The sequence below is a fragment of the Halalkalibacter kiskunsagensis genome (assembly GCF_037027555.1).
Classification (GTDB): Bacteria; Bacillota; Bacilli; order Bacillales; family Bacillaceae_D; genus Halalkalibacter; species Halalkalibacter kiskunsagensis.
Map to the genome: position 1 here is coordinate 1 of NZ_JAXBLX010000048.1, position 17976 is coordinate 17976.

General features: G+C 38.8%; 14 protein-coding genes. All 14 read right to left on the reverse strand.

The genetic code is table 11. The features are described from left to right. Positions 1 to 77: 77 nt before the first annotated feature. The 14 genes from SLH51_RS20300 to SLH51_RS20365 all read right to left on the reverse strand — a co-directional run bounded on the left by SLH51_RS20300 (position 78) and on the right by SLH51_RS20365 (position 17933). Complete coding sequence (locus SLH51_RS20300; protein ID WP_335963347.1) at positions 78 to 4364, reverse strand: EAL domain-containing protein; 4287 nt, start codon at positions 4362 to 4364, stop codon at positions 78 to 80. Between the two features lie 396 nt (positions 4365 to 4760). Further along, entirely contained in the window at positions 4761 to 5468 is a 708-nt protein-coding gene (locus tag SLH51_RS20305; protein ID WP_335963348.1) for a hypothetical protein, read from the reverse strand. Then, entirely contained in the window at positions 5468 to 6220 is a 753-nt protein-coding gene (locus SLH51_RS20310) for a hypothetical protein (RefSeq protein ID WP_335963349.1), read from the reverse strand. The genes SLH51_RS20305 and SLH51_RS20310 overlap by 1 nt, the downstream gene beginning before the upstream one ends. Beyond that, complete coding sequence (locus tag SLH51_RS20315) at positions 6198 to 7100, reverse strand: ABC transporter ATP-binding protein (RefSeq protein ID WP_335963350.1); 903 nt, start codon at positions 7098 to 7100, stop codon at positions 6198 to 6200. The genes SLH51_RS20310 and SLH51_RS20315 overlap by 23 nt, the downstream gene beginning before the upstream one ends. Continuing rightward, entirely contained in the window at positions 7097 to 7477 is a 381-nt protein-coding gene (locus SLH51_RS20320; protein WP_335963351.1) for a GntR family transcriptional regulator, read from the reverse strand. The genes SLH51_RS20315 and SLH51_RS20320 overlap by 4 nt, the downstream gene beginning before the upstream one ends. A 544-nt stretch (positions 7478 to 8021) precedes the next feature. After that, entirely contained in the window at positions 8022 to 8990 is a 969-nt protein-coding gene (locus SLH51_RS20325) for a Gfo/Idh/MocA family protein (RefSeq protein ID WP_335963352.1), read from the reverse strand. Then, on the reverse strand, positions 8987 to 10000 hold the full coding sequence (locus SLH51_RS20330) for a Gfo/Idh/MocA family protein (RefSeq protein WP_335963353.1): 1014 nt from the start codon (positions 9998 to 10000) through the stop codon (positions 8987 to 8989). The genes SLH51_RS20325 and SLH51_RS20330 overlap by 4 nt, the downstream gene beginning before the upstream one ends. 25 nt (positions 10001 to 10025) lie before the next feature. Beyond that, positions 10026 to 11012, reverse strand: coding sequence for an ROK family protein (locus SLH51_RS20335; RefSeq protein WP_335963354.1), 987 nt, complete (start codon positions 11010 to 11012; stop codon positions 10026 to 10028). 37 nt (positions 11013 to 11049) lie between these two features. Further along, positions 11050 to 11865 carry a carbohydrate ABC transporter permease gene (locus tag SLH51_RS20340; protein ID WP_335963355.1) on the reverse strand — a complete coding sequence of 272 codons (816 nt, stop codon included), beginning with the start codon at positions 11863 to 11865 and terminating at the stop codon, positions 11050 to 11052. Between the two features lie 18 nt (positions 11866 to 11883). Beyond that, positions 11884 to 12783 (reverse strand): carbohydrate ABC transporter permease, encoded by a 900-nt coding sequence (locus SLH51_RS20345; protein ID WP_335963376.1) that lies wholly within the window; start codon positions 12781 to 12783, stop codon positions 11884 to 11886. Between the two features lie 122 nt (positions 12784 to 12905). Further along, positions 12906 to 14159, reverse strand: a complete 1254-nt coding sequence (locus tag SLH51_RS20350; RefSeq protein ID WP_335963356.1) for an ABC transporter substrate-binding protein — start codon at positions 14157 to 14159, stop codon at positions 12906 to 12908. Positions 14160 to 14528: 369 nt separating this feature from the next. Then, the gene (locus SLH51_RS20355; protein WP_335963357.1) at positions 14529 to 15743 is read right to left on the reverse strand and encodes an ROK family transcriptional regulator; all 1215 of its coding nucleotides are present in this window, start codon (positions 15741 to 15743) and stop codon (positions 14529 to 14531) included. A 314-nt stretch (positions 15744 to 16057) separates the two neighbouring features. Continuing rightward, positions 16058 to 16351 (reverse strand): AraC family ligand binding domain-containing protein, encoded by a 294-nt coding sequence (locus SLH51_RS20360; protein ID WP_335963358.1) that lies wholly within the window; start codon positions 16349 to 16351, stop codon positions 16058 to 16060. 298 nt (positions 16352 to 16649) lie between these two features. After that, positions 16650 to 17933 carry a hemolysin family protein gene (locus tag SLH51_RS20365; protein ID WP_335963359.1) on the reverse strand — a complete coding sequence of 428 codons (1284 nt, stop codon included), beginning with the start codon at positions 17931 to 17933 and terminating at the stop codon, positions 16650 to 16652. Positions 17934 to 17976: the final 43 nt, after the last annotated feature.

Consider the following 17976-nt stretch of genomic DNA (forward strand, 5'->3'; position numbering starts at 1 on the left):
AAATTCAAGTATATAAAAAAATACCTGTAGATAAAACACTCTTTTTCAAGTGTCCTAACTACAGGTACCATATTAACTTAGCCGACTCCTTTTTCGTTCGACAACTTTCGGGAGGTGCCAGGCACTCTCACTGGCACCCTCACCTCTACAGTCGTTCCAACGTTTTCTTTACTCTTTATTGTGATGGTGCCGTTATGTTCGTGAATAATTCGGTAACACAACATTAACCCGAGTCCTGTCCCTTTTTCTTTATTACTGAAGAATGGCTCTCCTAATTTCTCAAGGCGCTCTTCACTTATTCCCATTCCTGTATCCAACACTCGAATAAGGAGATTGTCCTCTTCCAACGAGGTTTTTAAGACAAGCGTTCCCCCATTTGGCATCGCGTCAATGCTATTTTTTAGTAAGTTAATGAACACTTGCTTCAACTGATTTGGATCACACAGGATTTCTGGGAGATGTTGTTCAAATTCTTTCAAGATCTCGACATTTTTCAAATGGGCTTCAGGTGCTAATAATGTTTCAATTCCGTTTAATAAGTCTACTGGGTTTGTCCTTTGCAGCTTCATCTTTTGTGGTTTCGCTAAATTAAGAAACTCGTTAATGATTTCCTCAATCCGATTGAATTCGTCAAAAATAATCGGAAAATATTTTTCATCCATCATCCCCTGTTTGAACAGTTGAACAAATCCTTTAATTGATGTTAATGGATTTCTTATTTCATGAGCCACACCCGCAGCTAACTCACCAACGATCGATAGCTTTTCCGATTTTGCTAGAAGTTCCTCTGCTTTTCTTTTTTCTGTAATGTCTCTAGCAACCCCTACAACCTGCCCAACCTGACCATTCTCATTGATGACCGGTGTAAAGAGCGCTTCAAGTAATAGCCAGGTTCCATCACTTTTTCTCCACCTTAACTCCATTTGCGTACTACGCTTTGTTTTGATAGTTTCAGCAAACACTTCGTTATATTCTGGTTGGTCATCTCGATGAATATGGTTTATCGGGTTTCTGCCTTCAAAATAACTTACCGAGCTCGCCAAAACGGTTTCATGGGATGGAGAAGCATACGTTATCTTGCCATCTAAATCAAATATGGCAATTAAATCGCTCATATTTTCTGCAATTAATTTAAACTTTTCCCGGCTTTCTCGTAATGCTTTTTCTGTTTCTTTTAGTTTAGTAATATTGATACCTGAGCCAACTATCTCAACGACCTCTCCTCCCCTTTTTATCGGGTTTAACGCAATCAAATAATAATTACCCTTTACTTGTCCCTCAAACGTTACATGCTCTTCTCCGCGCCACGCCATCACATAGGCGTTCGTAAAGTTTTTCGCCCACTTCTCTGGGAGGAAATCAAATAGCGTTTTTCCTACTATTTGTTCAGGAATAAAACCACATTCGTACAATAACTCTCCATCACATAATGTGTGGATAAATTCGTTGTTAATTTTTTTTACTTTAAAAATCATTCCCTGCTGTCTTCTAACTGTTTCTTGTAATTCCTTTCTAGCTATTCGCAGTGTTTCTTCCATCCACATTCGTTCATTTACGAACGTTGAGATTCCGAATTCTTTGACGATCGAATCAACCTTATCAATATTTCTATTAAACTCTAAGGCAGAAAGAGGTCGGCTAAAGAAAAAGCCTTGTCCGTCATCACATAAATGCTGTTGTAAAAAGACGAGCTGCTCCCTTGTTTCAATCCCCTCTGCTACAACGTTTAATTGCAAACTATGAGCCAATGAGATTATCGTTTGGACAATCGTTTCATTACTTGGATTTTGATTTAATTCTCGTACAAACGATTCGTTGATTTTCAACGCATCGACCGGAAATTGATTCAAGTAGTTCAAAGAGCTAAACCCAGTACCAAAATCATCAATACTAATCCTGACGCCTAGACGTTTTAATTCTAATAACGTGGAGATGGTTTTATCAATATCGGCTGTCATACTTTCTGTAATTTCAAGTTCTAAACACTTTGGATCCAACCCGCTTTGTTTTAAAATTTTTGCAACAGTTGCAACTAATTTTGTTTGTGAAAATTGTTTCGTAGACAAGTTAACAGAGATGGTTAACGCTTGCGCTCGCTGGTCGTTCCATTTCTTCATTTGCGTACAAGCAGTGTGTAATACCCACTCTCCAATAGGAGTAATTAATCCTGTTTCCTCAGCTAACGGAATAAAATCTGCAGGAGATACTATGCCCCATGTTGGATGATTCCAACGAAGCAATGCCTCTGTTCCAATCACTCGACCTGTTTTAAGATTGACTTTAGGTTGGTAATAGAGAACAAGTTCATTCCGTTCAATGGCTCGATGCAACTCCATTTCCAGTACGAGCGGATTGAAATCTCCAGCCTTTTTATTAGAGTAAAAATGATATGTGTTCTTCCCATCATGTTTTGCTTGATACATAGCAAAATCAGCATTTTTTATAAGGGTTTCTGCATGATCTCCGTCATCTGGATATAATGCAATTCCAATACTTGGTGAAGTGAAAATCTCGTAACTGTTAATATGAATAGGTGTTGCGATCACATCTAGAATTTGTTTAGTCATCTTTGATGCTACACTCCGGTTAGCATTATGCAACAACACAATAAACTCATCCCCCCCTTGTCTGAAAACAAGGTCTTGATCATTAACAGTCTCTTGAAGGCGCTTACTGATCTCTTTTAATAAGAGGTCACCCATCGAATGTCCCAATGTATCGTTTATATTTTTAAAGCGGTCGAGGTCGATAAATAAGATTGCTACTTTTTGATTCTCCGATTCAGCTACCGTTAATTTTTCTGTAAGACACTTTTCTAACATATTACGGTTTGGCAACCCTGTTAAGTAATCATGATAAGCCATGTGCTCGATCATTTCTTCTGTTTTCTTTTGTTTCGTAATGTCCTTTGCAATTCCATAAACGCCAACAATGTCATTGTTTACGATGATCGGAGTACTTGTTACATTGCAAAAGATCGTGCCCCCATCTTTGTGGATAATTCTACAATTTAACGTTTGCGATTTGCCTTGTTTAGAGACTGCAAATGCTTCTAAAGCTTCTGATAAATCCTCAGGATGAATATAGTCCACAAAGGGCTTTTTCATTAGTTCAGAAGGGGGATATCCAGATATCTGTTCAACCGCCTTATTAACACTTGTAAAATGTCCGAGTAGATCAAAGGAAAAAACGGCATCGTTATTATAGTCAAAAAGCGACTTATAACGTTGTTCATTTATTTCAATTTGTTCGAGAAGTTTCTTTTTATCTGTTATGTCTTTTATAATTACATACACGCCAACAATGTTCCCGTTATTAATAATAGGAAGATTTGTCATATATACATTTGCTACTTCGCCATTTTTAAGTGCCAGGCGACTTTCATAGTGAGTTGCCCTTCCCTTTGTTGCTTCAGTAAATTTTTCATTTGTTACTTCAAGAAAATCATGGTCTATAAACATACTTACAGGATGATTCTTCCATTCCATTTTATGATAACCTGTTATCTTTTCCATTGCTTTGTTGGCCGAAAGAATCGTCCCATCTAGGCTTAGTTTTGCAACAATATCTGGATTTTGTTCAAATAGTGAATAATAGTCCTGCTCTGATTGGGAAAGCTTTTCGGACTGAATAGAGATCTTCCGGTCAAGTCGAGAACTTAAAATAAAAATAAAAAAGGTTAACATAATCCCAATTCCTAAAAAGATCGATAAGGAGTAGTTGTTCTCTAGAACCTCTTCATGGCCTATATATTCATGATTAATTATAGTCGTACCTACTAGAGAGAGATAGTGCATGGCCATAATACTGATTCCCATAAGACCACCAAAAATCATTTGCGTATATAACGATGGATTGCCATTGTAACTCACTATAAATACCACTTTTTTAAAGATAAAATAGGCTGGAATCATAGCCGCGAAAACCGAGAGTACAATAGACAAAGGTTGATAACCGATATGCTCATGACTGACATGCATCGCAACATAATGAATCACAACAAAACTCAACCCAAGTGTGAGTCCACCAATAAGGATATCCTTATGGCTTTGACTTTGAATCGCCTTTAGACACAACACCATAGGAATAGAGGTCATTCCAACAGATATAAGTAACGTTAGCAGTAAATCTGATATATGATAAAAATGATTGAATTCAAACATCATCATACTTAAAAAATGAGCAGTATAAATGCCTACTCCGACTACGATCGTTCCACTACATAACCAGAATGCTCTCCTCTTCCCTTTTTCCATAGGCAGTCGACTTAGAATATCAATGCCTGTATAGGAAGCTAGAATAGCAATACTAGTCGAAGCAGCGAATAATATTGGATTGTAGTTAGATAAAATACTAGTTATCATCTTTATTCCACCTTATACAAGAATAATAGCCCTTCGCCAAACTTGTGATCAGAACCTTCTAGAGCTGAAACTTGTAGTTTCTACTTTTTAATAGGTTTGCCACTTCGTAGATTTGCTATACAATTTTCTCCTCATTTAGTGTAAAGCTTCTTCTATTAAATAAAGAGAAAAATAATTCGACAAAAAATGAGCGGTGTCAGGTACTAACCGGTTCATATCTGGGAGGGAAAACGTTAAATATACAACTAAATAACAGAGTAAATGGTCATATATTCAACAAAATTAACACTACAATTAGCTTACAAAGTCTAAGACGCATTCCAGCAAAACCACATACCAAAAAACGCTAAGACCCAACAGATCTCAGCGTTTCCGACAAACTTTAGGAGGTGCCTACTACTTCACAACCTCTTGTATATAAAAATCAGCATAATCAACAATCTCCAAGTCTTTTGGAATCTTTAAATACAAGATCTCTGGAGCCATTGCTGTGAAATGTTGATCAAACGTTTGGCGCTCACCGGTAAATTGCGTAATCGTAAATTCTTTTGTGAATTTTGCAAAGCGAAGGTCAACAGGAGTCGGGCGCATAAACATCATCGTTTCGCCTTCCACTTCTAGATTAATCCTACTAATTTCCTCGGTAATATCAATCCCTTCTACTGATGATTGACTTGTATAATAGTAGACTTCAATTTCCCCGTCATTCGTCTCTTTCCGCTCAGCAAACATTGATACTCCCATATGATTATTATTTCTTGTATTCAAATGAATCGTTGGCTCCTCATACTCGATTCGCCAATCTTCTACGACAAAACTCTCTTCAAGTGAGTCCAACGTTCCATTTCTAGCAGCCTCTTGAAATGTAGCATAAAGTTCATCGAATTCCTCATGCGTTAGATTCGGCTCGTTTGCTACTTTATCAATGGCAATCGTTTGATAGATGAAAAATGAAGCAATCAAGACAATCAAGTAACCGACTAACAACCACTTCGTTCCATTTCCATTAAAAAAAGTTGTCTTAATCTTAATCGATTTCCTTAAAAACAAGGTAATGGAAACAACGATGATTGCAACAATGATAAATAGGATAAGCAAGGACATTATCGTCTAACCTCCAATCTCGTAGAAATGAATATTGAACTACCAAACAGCACTCCGGAGATGACGAGTATCTTACATGCAAATAATACAAAAGACGATTCAGTAAAAAAGAAAGTGCCCATCCATGTAATTGGATTACCTATCATATATTGATCTCCAAAAAACAATAAGCCGAAAATCATCGCTGGAATGGAAATCGCAAACGCACGATGCCACTGCACAAGGATGCCAATAAAATAACCAATTGAGCTAAATAAAACAATATACAAGCTAGAAGCCACCATTCCGAGTAGAACTTCACCGATTGAAATCGCACTTGCACTGCCTGTAATTGGTTCAAAGGAAAATAAGAAATAGATGATGTTTTTTAATAAGAAGCTTGATAACATCGCTGTCATACCAGCAACGATACTTGCGACTACTAGAAACACTACCGTTGATAGACTACTCGTCAATCGATTGGTCACAAAGGAAAAATCATCATTCCGATACGACTTCATGGTTACCATAATCGAGATAATAACCGCCCATAACATCGTAAATACAATCACCATATTCGCTGAAAACGTACTAATTGTAATCGAATAGTGGTTAGACCCCGTTCCCATCATGCCAACGCCATTAAATGAAAAGGCAATCGCAACGAGTTGCAAAATGATTAAGGAACTAAAGACCCCTAAATATGCCTTCACTTTATAACGAAATTGTTTCTTTATAATTTGACGAAAGCTAACCTCGGTTAAAGACATCATCGATTCCCCCTTTTGTTTTATTTGTGACATACACACATAAATCAGCAGGAGCAACTGCAGAAATCTCAATTCCATTCCATTTCGCTTCCTGAAGAGTAGATTCTGAGAATTCATTTTTCACTACAACATAAGAACGGCCACTTGCATCCGTTTTCGAATCATACACTTCTTTCCCAGAAACGATCCGATCAATTTCTGCTGTTTCCCCGCTAAGCCTGATAGCTCGCTCTTTTAACTCTGTTAATGACAGATGAAGACATGTTTTTCCCTCTTTGATCAATAGGACATCTTCTAATAAATCTTCAATTTCACTAAGATGGTGACTCGATAACAAGACCGTGCGTGGATAAGCAAGATAGTCTTTTAGTAAGGCTCGATAGAAATCCTTTCTGACCGCTTCATCCATTCCCGTTGTTGGTTCATCAAAAATCGTTAATGCGCACCGAGCCGATAATCCTAGAATCATATTAAATGTACTTTTCATCCCTTTTGAAAGCTGATGATGATTTTGACTAGGATTAAACGAAAAATACTCAAAGAGCCGCTGCGCTAATTCCATATCCCAGTTTTCATAAAAGCTCTTTGCTGCTTCTAAAATCTCTGAAAGCGTTAATGTTGCGGGCAAACTCATTTGATCATCGACAAAAATTAGATTGGCAGAAACCTTTAAGTTATTAAATGGACGCTCGTTGAACACATTCACTTCTCCTGATGTTTCCTTTAGAAATCCAGCTAGAACCTTAAGCATCGTTGTTTTTCCCGCACCGTTTCGTCCAATGACCCCAGTAATTTTATTTTCTTCAATTTGAAACGATAAGCCGTTTAAAGCGTGAGCGTTCCGATATACTTTTGTGACATCTTTGCATTCTATTACGCTCATTCTCCTGCCCCCTTACGTTTGGTGGATGTGATCATTTCGAATAATTCTTCTTCACTGACTTCAAGGCGTTCCGCTTCTAGCACTAGCTCCGTCACTAACTTCTTTAACGTCTGACTTTTGCGTCTCTTTAAGATGATCTCACGCGCTTCTTTGGCGACAAACATTCCAAGCCCTCTTTTCTTATAGAGAACTTGCTCATCCACAAGTAAGGTCAGTCCCTTGGCAGCCGTTGCTGGGTTGATGTTAAACATATCAGCAAGCTGATATTGTGAATACACCTTTTGATCGCTCGTAATCTTTCCGCGCAAAATCTCCGTTTCGATCCATTCCGATATTTGCACGTAGATCGGTTTCGAACTATCCGAATTCAAAATCATCTATTCTCCTCCTTTCAGGAGTAGTGCATTAGTGTTGTAATGTAGTATATAGTATGATGGGAATAATTACAAGGTGTAAAAGAGGTTTTCCATAAGGTCACTTTTGACCTTTTGAGACAACCTCGAAGCAACAATTGGAGCCGCTGCCCCTTGCTCACAAAAAAACTGAGCTCCTACACGAGGAACTCAGCTTATATGCGTTATTTCTTACTATTCTATTGAAAAAAAATCATAAACGTAAGACCGATTAGAGTAAGGATTCCTGGGTTTTTTAGCTTTTTGTTTGTCATATGGATAACCTCCTAAAATGTTGATCTCTTTTTGTTGTCTTAATCATATCAAGCACTTTAGGAATTGTAAGGATTTATGTAAGGTTATGTAACATAAAACATGCATTTTAAATACTTGTTTAAGTTTGTCTTTCTTTTCACCAAAGGGCACTCCCAACTTTCGGGGCGTGCCCAAGCACCTCCCGAAAAAAAGAGAGTCGATCTTCTCTTAAATGATCGACTCTCTTTTACAAAAAACGATAAGTACCAGGCACCTACAAAATTACAGGTTCTTTCTGTTTGGATGATTCATAGGCTGCCACTGCGACTTCTAGTGCTTTTAATCCATCCTCGCCTGTAATCGAAGGGCTTTTTCCTTGACGAACACTTGAGATGAAATCAGCTACTAACGCGGAGTCCATGTTGTCTCCCCAGTAATCCCACTGCGCGCCATCGTTGCTGTACACATCTGTTTTTTGCGCGAAGGCATCGACTGATAATGTACCTTGTGTCCCAACAATCTCTAGCGTAACATCGCCCCAAGTTGGATAATTCCCCGTGCGTGACCAGCTACAATCAAGTGTTGCGAACACATTGTTATCAAACTCCATCGTAAGAATTCCACAGTCATCGATGTCATAATCAGAAATTAGATTTCCAATCTCAGCATACACCTCTTTTACATCAGATCCCATGTACCACCTTATAATGTCTACTACATGAACTGTATGATCGATTACAGCGCCACCGCCAGATTTGGATTTATCGACAAACCACCCACCTGGGTTTGTCCCACGATTTGTTCCTTTAATCGCCATAATGTTTCCAAGCTCGCCACTTTCAATGATTTCCTTCGCCTTAATGATTGGGGTATTAAAACGAACGGGAAAGGCCGTTTGCAATATAACGTTATGTTGCTTACATACCGCGATCATCTCTTTCGCGTCATCTACTGTCGCAGAAAGTGGCTTTTCACATAAAATATGTTTGCCTTTTCTTGCCGCTGCAACAACATGTCCATGATGGTTACTGTTTTCAGAAGTGATGATAACTGCGTCAATATCCTGATCTAATAAAACCTCGAAATCCACATAATGCTTCGCGTTAAACTGAGTCGCTGCTTTCTGGCCACGCTCACGGTCTTCATCAGCGATTCCAACTAACTCGACTCCTTCTAATTCCGTTAATGCCTCCGCATATCCGTATGCATGGCCATGAGCAAAACTGATGATTCCAACTTTCATTGAACTGCCTCCTTCACCTTACGATCACGTAACTCAACAGGCTTTCCTGTTTCAATCGATTCTAGCGCAGCTATGGCTATCTCCATTGCTTTATAAGCATCTTCTGCCGAAACGAGTGGCTCTGCCCCTGTCTTAATACACTCGGTGAAATGCTGCAGCTCTAAATAATACGGATTATTTTTTAGCGGGCTTTCAGGAACCGCAACTCCTCTACCTTGCCCATTTTGCGTACGACTTGCGACAACAGGACCGACTTTTGAACTATCAAAGTCAATAATTCCGTCCTTACCTGCAAATTCAAATTTCGTTGTAAAAGTTTGGTGGGCCCAAGTTCCCTCTACATGCGCGATAATCCCACTTTTAAATCGTAAGGTCACTAACGCATACTCTGTTTTTTGGTAAACTCTACCTTTGCTGCTCTTGGCATACACTCGCTCTACTTCGCCAAAACACCATCTCAAATAATCAAAATCATGAATGATCATATCCAAAACCAACCCACCGCTACTAGAGAAGTCAGCGTACCAATCATTGGAGGCGCTTGGAAACGCTCCTCCTCTTGTCGTGCGGACAACAGCCGGTTTGCCAATTTTATCTGCCGCTACAAGCTGTTTCGCTTTTACATATTCCGGAAAAAAACGAACGACATGACCAACAAACAACTTTACGTCCTTTTCTTTGCAGTAGTTGATCATTTCTCTCGCATCGTCTAACGTTCTGGCTAACGGTTTTTCACAGATCACATGCCTCTTGTCATCAGCTGCTTTGATCAGAAATTCTTTGTGGAGTGGAGTTGGTAAGCAAATGGACACAGCATCAATCACTTCTCCCCCTTCTACTGCTTCTTCATACGTTCGAAATGCTTTTGTCCCTAGCTCCTCTGCTAGTTCCGTCGCTTTTTGCAAATTTGTATCGACAATTCCTACTAAATTGACATCCTCTAACCTCTCATAAGCTCTAGCATGAACACTACCCATTGTCCCTGCTCCCATTACTAGCGTGTTTAACACATTCAACTCCCCTTTACGTGTTTTTTTATAAAGATGGACTCATAAACTTGTCATGTTGATCATTGGCAAAAAATAGACCTGAGGCTCCCATGACACCTGCCTTTTTTCCAAGCGTTGATGTTTCAATGGTTACCCCCTTTGCCATATGGGAAATTCCATAGGTTCTTACAGCTTCTTTTATGGAAGGAACAATAAAACGAGACATATTCATAACCCCGCCACCAAAAACGATGACTTCAGGGTTAAACAAATGAATCAAATTGTTTACCCCCGTCCCTAGATATTCCCCTACCTCTTTTAAAAGATTGATAGAGAATACATCTCCTTCTTCAGCTGCTGCCGCAAGATGTTTGCTCGTAACATCTCCGCTCTTTATGCTCCCTAAGCTACTGCTTTCCCCTGCAAGCAAACGCTCATTGGCGATTTTCGCAATCGCTGTTCCAGACGTGTATTTTTCCAAACAACCGCGGTTGCCACATTCGCATTGAATGCCGTTATGCATAATAGAAATATGCCCAAACTCACCTGCACAATCGTTTGCTCCGGTTAGTAGTCTTCCATTGCTAATAATTCCTGCCCCAACTCCTGTGCTCACTGTAATATAAACGAGGTTTCGCTTTTTGCGTCCGGCACCCCAAATCCATTCAGCTACAGCAGCTGCATTCGCATCATTGACCAGTTTTACAGGAAGCTGAAAGTGTGCTTCTAACAAGGAACCAATCGGAAAATTTTTCATTCCTAAATTTTTCGCATATTGAATAACGTTTTGAGTTGAATCAATAATGCCTGCTGATGCAACCCCGATTCCCTTTAAACGATTCGGATTGATGTCTTCGATTACTAATAACTTAGTTATTGTAGTAAGAATCGTCGTGTAAATACCGTCCTGCCCCTGTTTTGACGTTTCACTTTCTGTTTGATTAATCACTTTTCCATCCTTTGATATGAGAGCCGCCAGTATTTTCGTGCCCCCTAAATCCAAGCCGATCGCTACATCCCCTACATTGTTCATACCATTCCCCCTAAGATGCCGATAAAATACGTGATACTTACCTTCTGACCCCTTGCAAGGCTATGCCAGCAATAAGGTGCTTTTGTAAAAAGATAAACATGATCAGCATTGGGATCGTTGACATCACCGCTCCTGCCATAAGCAATGGGTAATTGGTTGAATATTGTCCTTGGAATGAGGCAATCCCAACAGATAATACCCTCATGCTTTCTGAATTCGTCATAACAAGAGGCCAGAGAAAATCATTCCACGAGGCCAGAATTGTGAAAATCCCTAATGCCATTAGTGCTGGCGTTGCATTTGGAAGAATGATTCTCCAATAGATGCCAAAGAATGAGCAGCCATCCATTGTTGCTGCTTCGTCTAGTTCCTTTGGAATCCCCATAAAGAATTGGCGTAATAAAAAGACACCAAATGCACTAAACATCCCAGGCACGATCAATGCATAGAACGTGTCAATCCACCCTAACTGTGACAAAATTGCATAGTTAGGTATGAGAATCACTTGAGGAGGAACCATTAACACAGATAGGATCGCAATAAAAATGATATTCTTCCCAGGAAACGCCAACCTGGCAAATGCAAATGCTGCAAGCGAACATAAAAACAACTGTGCTAATGTACGACCTAACGTTATGATAATCGTATTTACATAGTATTTTAAGAAGTCAACACTTGCGAACACATCAACATAGTTTCCAAAATTCCATGCTTTAGGAATGATTGATGGTGGGACTTGCATTGCTTCCCCATATGTTTTTAAGGATGTCGAAACCATCCATAAAAACGGCACAATCATTAACACGGCTCCGATGAGTAGTACGACGTGATTTCCTATTTTTTTCTCCTTCATGGTCGATCCCTCCTTTTTTTAACCGTCATAGTGAACCCACTTTTTCTGGAAAACAAATTGAACAATCGTGACAGTTAAAATCGCTAGAAACAATAAGAAAGCTTGCGCTGAAGCAACTCCCATTTGCGAATAGACGAAACCAGATTCATACACCCCATAAACGATCGTACGTAACGGTTCTAACAACACACTACTATCTCCAATCATGATGAAGATTAAATCAAATACTTGCAGCGAGCTGATCATTCCTGTAATAAAAACAAAAAACAGCGTGGGTGTTATAAGAGGAAGTGTAATTGAGAAAAACTGCCTAACTTTTGTAGCTCCGTCCATTTCAGCCGCTTCATAATACGTTTTTGAAACGCCTTGAAGACCTGCTAGAAGTAAGATGACACTATTGCCTACCGTCATCCAAACATAGACTAAAATGACTGATAACAAAGCGATATTCGGATCAAATAACCAAGAAGGCTGAGGGAGCCCCATAAGGCCCAAGGCATAATTGATTAATCCATACTCTGTATTGTAGAGCCACTTCCAAACCATCCCTACGGCAACTGGCATCGTGACAACAGGAAGAAAATAAAGAGTTCGGTAGATGACCATTCCTTTAATCTTCTGATTAAGCAAAAGCGAGATTAATAAAGCAATGACAACGGACAACGGTACGGAAACGAGCGTAAAAACAAACGTATTAATCACTGAACGAATAAAGGATGTGTCCTGAATCAAACGAATGATATTTTCTAACCCAACATATTCAGGAGTGCTAATCCCATTCCATTTTGTAAAGGAAAGAGCAAAGGAACCAATTGCAGGCAGCATATAGAACACCAAAAGTCCTAATACGGTCGGAGCAATAAATAAATAGGCCCAAAGCGCTTCCCGTTTCCCTCGAGACAGTTTAGTTGGTGTCATCACAGTTTCTCGCTTTTTCTTCGGGACCACTGTTGTATCCAAATCATCATCTCCTTAATAGGCGTATAGGCTAAAACCTCTTCCCCCATAAATGTATGGAAGGAAGAGATATGCTTTGTACATTACTCATTTTGTTCTTCTTCTAAAATGGCATCCATGCCTGCGCCGATCTTCTCTAATGCCTCATCAATCGTCTGCTGACCTAAGAAAGCACTTTGAATTTCTTTCGTCTCAATATCTTGCCATTCTGCTGTTCGTTTCGAGACTGGATAAGCAACTCCTGTTTCTTGTGCATCAATAAAGACTTGTAAATCGACAGAAGGAAGATAATCTTTAAATACATCACTTAATGATTGAATCGCAGGAATCGAAAATCCTGTCTCAGCAATGACTCTATTGCCATCTTCGTTTGATAAATACTTGATTAATTCCCATGCTAAATCTTTATCATCTGTTTTCTCATTCATCGCCCAACCAATTCCGTGTACAATAGATGCTTCTTCCTTTCCTTTTGGAAGCGGTGCAACACCAAAAGTATCCCCTAGCTCAGCTTGAAACTCTGTTACATGCACAGAAATTTCCGGTAACATTGCTACTCTATTAGACAGAAACAACTGCTTCGGTTCTGTTTCAATTTGATTTTGGATCGAAGGAGAGATCCCTTTATCAATGAGTGCTTGTAAAAACGTAAACGCTTCTTTTGCCTCAGGTGTATCAAAACCTGACGTTGTTTTATCATCGCTGATAATGTATCCACCAGCTTGATGGATCATATTGTAGTAGCCTGGCTGACTTCTCGCAACATGTGCCATATAGCCGTAAACACCGTTGCTCGGATCCGTTAATTCTTCTCCTACACGTTCAATGTCTTCCCATGTCCACGTTTCATCCGGATAATCAATCCCCGCCTCATCAAACAGGGTTTTGTTGTAGAAGAGACCAATGGAATCAACGAAATATGGCGCAGCATACAAGTTATTGTCTAAAGAATATAGGTCTACAACTGCCGGAAAATAGCTTTCTTTCGAAAAGGAACTATCTGCTTCAATATACGAGTCTAGATTTTCAATTAAATCTTGCGTCGCATACTGGTAAAAGTTTGGTCCATTCATCCAAAACACATCTGGCCCACTTCCTCCACCAAGGCTAGTCATCAGCCTCGTCCAATAATCAGCAAAAGGTGTGTAAGTTACATTTACTTCTACGTCTGGGTGTTCTTGCTTAAATGCTTCAATGGAAGCTTGGACTGCATCATCTGCTCTTTCATCCCACAAAGCAATATCAAGCGATTCTCTTTGCCCTCCAGTGCTTGTACTACAAGCTGCCAAAAATGTAACGACCAACAATAAAAGACTACCAGTAATAAACTTTTTCATAATTTCCCTCCAATTAGTTTTATTCGCTTTTGAAACACCACTTTACGTATTCGCACTACTTTTGACTGACTTGGATCATTTCGTTGTTTCTCAAATCGTAAAGGTAGCTTACTAGTTTTCATTCGGATGTATGTAAACTACCATGTTTCCGTTTTGGATAAGACATAGCTTGTTCATTCCTAGTTCAGACGCCTCTTAAATATTTGAATATTCCATAAATTTAAAGCGATTAACCACCTACTTTAGAAGGTACATCACCTCCAACTTTATTTACTTGCATTCTTAAATACTTCTAAGTAATGGGTTTTACTTTTATAATAGAGGAAGAAAGGAAAGCATTGTTTCCTTTCTGGATTTATTTGTGACAGCTTACGATATTTGAAATTTAAACTTCCCGTGGAGGATCACAGCTGCAGAACCTAACAGCTCAAACTCAGAACCTAGTGATGTACTCTGTATGTTAATATTCTCCTTTAATATCGGGATTACTTTACGCTTCACTCGTTCATGAATGGTCTGTAAAAACAATGAATTTCCTTCAATGATGTCTCCACTTAAAATGACGACTTCTGGATTAAACATATGGATCGTATTCGTAATCGCAACAGCAAAATGATCGACAACTTCATCCATAATATCGATTGCCAATGCATCTTGCTGAGTAATTGCCTGAACAAAAATGCTCGGTGTTATCTTGCTCAAATCATTCGTTACCATGTCTTTGATGACGGTATCACGTTTTTTCGTCATAATTGCCGATACAATTTTCGAATAAATGGTTGGCCAGTTTACATAATTTTCTAGACAACCTGTATTTCCACATTCACACTTCATCCCACCTTGCACAACGGACGTATGCCCAATTTCCCCTGAGCTACCAATAAACCCTCGATAGATTGCGCCGTTAATCATCACTCCAGAACCAACACCATCTCCGATCGTAATATAGAGGAGATCTTTGTAATTACTAAATATCCCAAAGAAATTTTCTGCTAAAACAAACGCATTGGCATCATTATCGACATACGTTGGCAAGTTCGTTTTTTCTTCTAGTAACTCTTTTAATGGAACATTATATAATTTCAGTTTCGAGTTGTAGGAAATCAGACCATTTTTCGCATCGACAATCCCTGGTGTAATAACGGAAATCCCTTGGCACCTCTCTATATTTGGCTTAGTAGCAAGGAACTGGCCAACTACATCAAGAATGAATTGTATCATCTCTTCCCCTTGGTACTCGTTTGCCTTATAAACCTTTTTCCTCGCTATTACCCCTTCGAGATTCATATCAGCAATTTTAATTGACGAATTTGTAATCGATACACCAATTATCGAATAGGCGCTAGGATTAAACCGCAGCAAAACTGGCTTTCTACCGCCATTGGAATTCCCTACCCCATCCTCATAAACAAGCCCTTCATCCATCAAATCAAAAACAGCCGACGTCACTGTAGTAGGGCTAATATCGATTATTTTGGCTACTTCACTTCTTGAAACAGGTCCATACTTTCGAATCGCATCCAAAATAATCGAACGATTTAATTCTTGAATTAATTTCGCATCTCCTGTCCTTTGTTTTTGCACAGTATCAAATCCTTCTCTTTTATTGGAACTTACTTTTTCCAATGACTTTATTTAGTGTTCATAAAAGTTTCTAAATCATTATTAATTATATGTAATATTTCTCACTTCCGCGGTTAAAACCTTCTTTTTTTTAATATATTGTCTATCACCGGCATTATCAACTAACTTGTAAGGTAATTTATCAAAAATATCGTCACTTACTTTTTCTAACGTCCTTATTAAGTATAGTAAAACAAAAGGATTATTTTGTAAACGCTTTCTAAATAAAAATTAGAAAAAGATTCGGAAAGGGCCAGTTACCTCCCGAATCTCTATTAAAAAAACCAGAGTGCGGAGCCATTCCCAAACGTAACATATACCGTTGACCACATTTTTCCAATCGGATAATATGAATGCGGTGTGTACAGTTTTAATAAAATGCCACGTCCTTTTGGCAACAGATACTCTTGTCCATTAAAAGAAAATTCCCCTTCCCCTTCGACTGTTTGTAACCAGTGATAATACGGATATCCTTCTATCCTTGAGAAATCTTGTTCCTGAGGATTGTACCCAACACTTTCGACAAACAAAGACAATGCGTCATCCACTGTAATGAACGTATACCTCACTTTTTTTGTTATCCATAAATGTCACCACCTAAAATTCGGTCAGTACTTCTCATCCTATTTTCTATCCGAGATCAAATAGCAAAAGCCATGAAACCAATGTCGAAAATCTAGTTTTTTCTATCTTATCATAGCTTGAGGGGGCTTTTTACACTTCGCTACCACGTGTATCTTTAAATCCCACCCCCTTGGCAAAATACTAAAAGCATAGGACTGCAAGACGAGCAGCATGCATGGATTTAGCCATTCTTTGCTCATGAACAAATCCCCCTGCGAGTCACACATCACAGGGGGATTCCTTTTAAATAGCTGCTTTTTGTTCAACGACATTACTAGTTTCATTAATTGTTAAATGAACTTGGCGAACTCTTTTTTCTTCAGCCTTCTCAATCTTTAAAATCAGATTTTGATACATAAACTCTTCCCCAACTTTTGGGATACGTTGGAATTCTTCTATCAACCATCCGCCTAACGTATGATTAGAGGTTGTAGGAGCATCAATATTTGTAAACTCGGTAAAATCATCAATCGAATAGTTGGCATCAACGACATAACTAGACGGTCCGATTTGCCTTACTTGATTGATGCGAACGTCATGTTCATCCCAAATCTCACCGACGATTTCTTCTAATAAATCCTCTAATGTCACTAACCCAGACGTCCCACCAAATTCATCAATGACAATTGCCATATGGACCTTTTGCTTTTGTAATTCTGGGAGCAAGGAAGAGATTTTCATAGATTCAACGACAAATAACGGATGTCTAATTAACGAGTTCACATCAACATTCTCTTTATCTTTAATATAAGCTGTTAAAAAGTCACGTTCAGACAAGATTCCAACAATATTATCAACATTGCTCTCATACACTGGAATTCTTGAAAAATGTTCCGTTAAGAACACTTCCATGATTTCAGAAATCGGTTGATTGACCTCAACCGCAATCATATCTGGACGCGGTTTTAAAATTTCTTGAACGATAATGTCATCAAATTCCAACGAACGATGCACCATTTCTTTCTCATTTTTTCCGATCACACCCTCATCCTCACTAATTTGAATGAGCATTTTTATTTCTTCTTCAGTGACAGATGGGGTACGTTCTTTGCTTTTCACAAATAGATAAACAAGTTTCTTAATTTGTAAGAACACCCAAGTGACTGGATAGAGTACGTAAATCAACAATAATAGGATTCCTGATGTTTTTAACGCATAGCTTTCTGCATATTCTTTCGCTAGCGATTTCGGGATAATTTCACCAAAAATTAAAACCAAAATTGTGACAACGAATGTACTAATGAATACTCCGAGACTTGGGCCAAACAGCCCGATCGCAATTTGTGAAGAAAGCGTTGCAGCAGCAATGTTCACAAGGTTATTACCAACCAAAAGGGTTGAAAGCGTCTTATCAAAATTCTCAGCTATGTTAACAGCGTTCTTAGCCCCCGGCCTTCCTTCTTCCTCATAATTTTTAAGGCGGATTTTGTTAACACTTGAAAATGCGGTTTCAGCTGAGGAGAAAAAAGCAGACAAACCTAATAACATGATAAATAACGCAATCAAACTCGAGGGAACATCGTCCATCTAAATATCACACTCCATAATTGTATTACTTACATTTTATTAC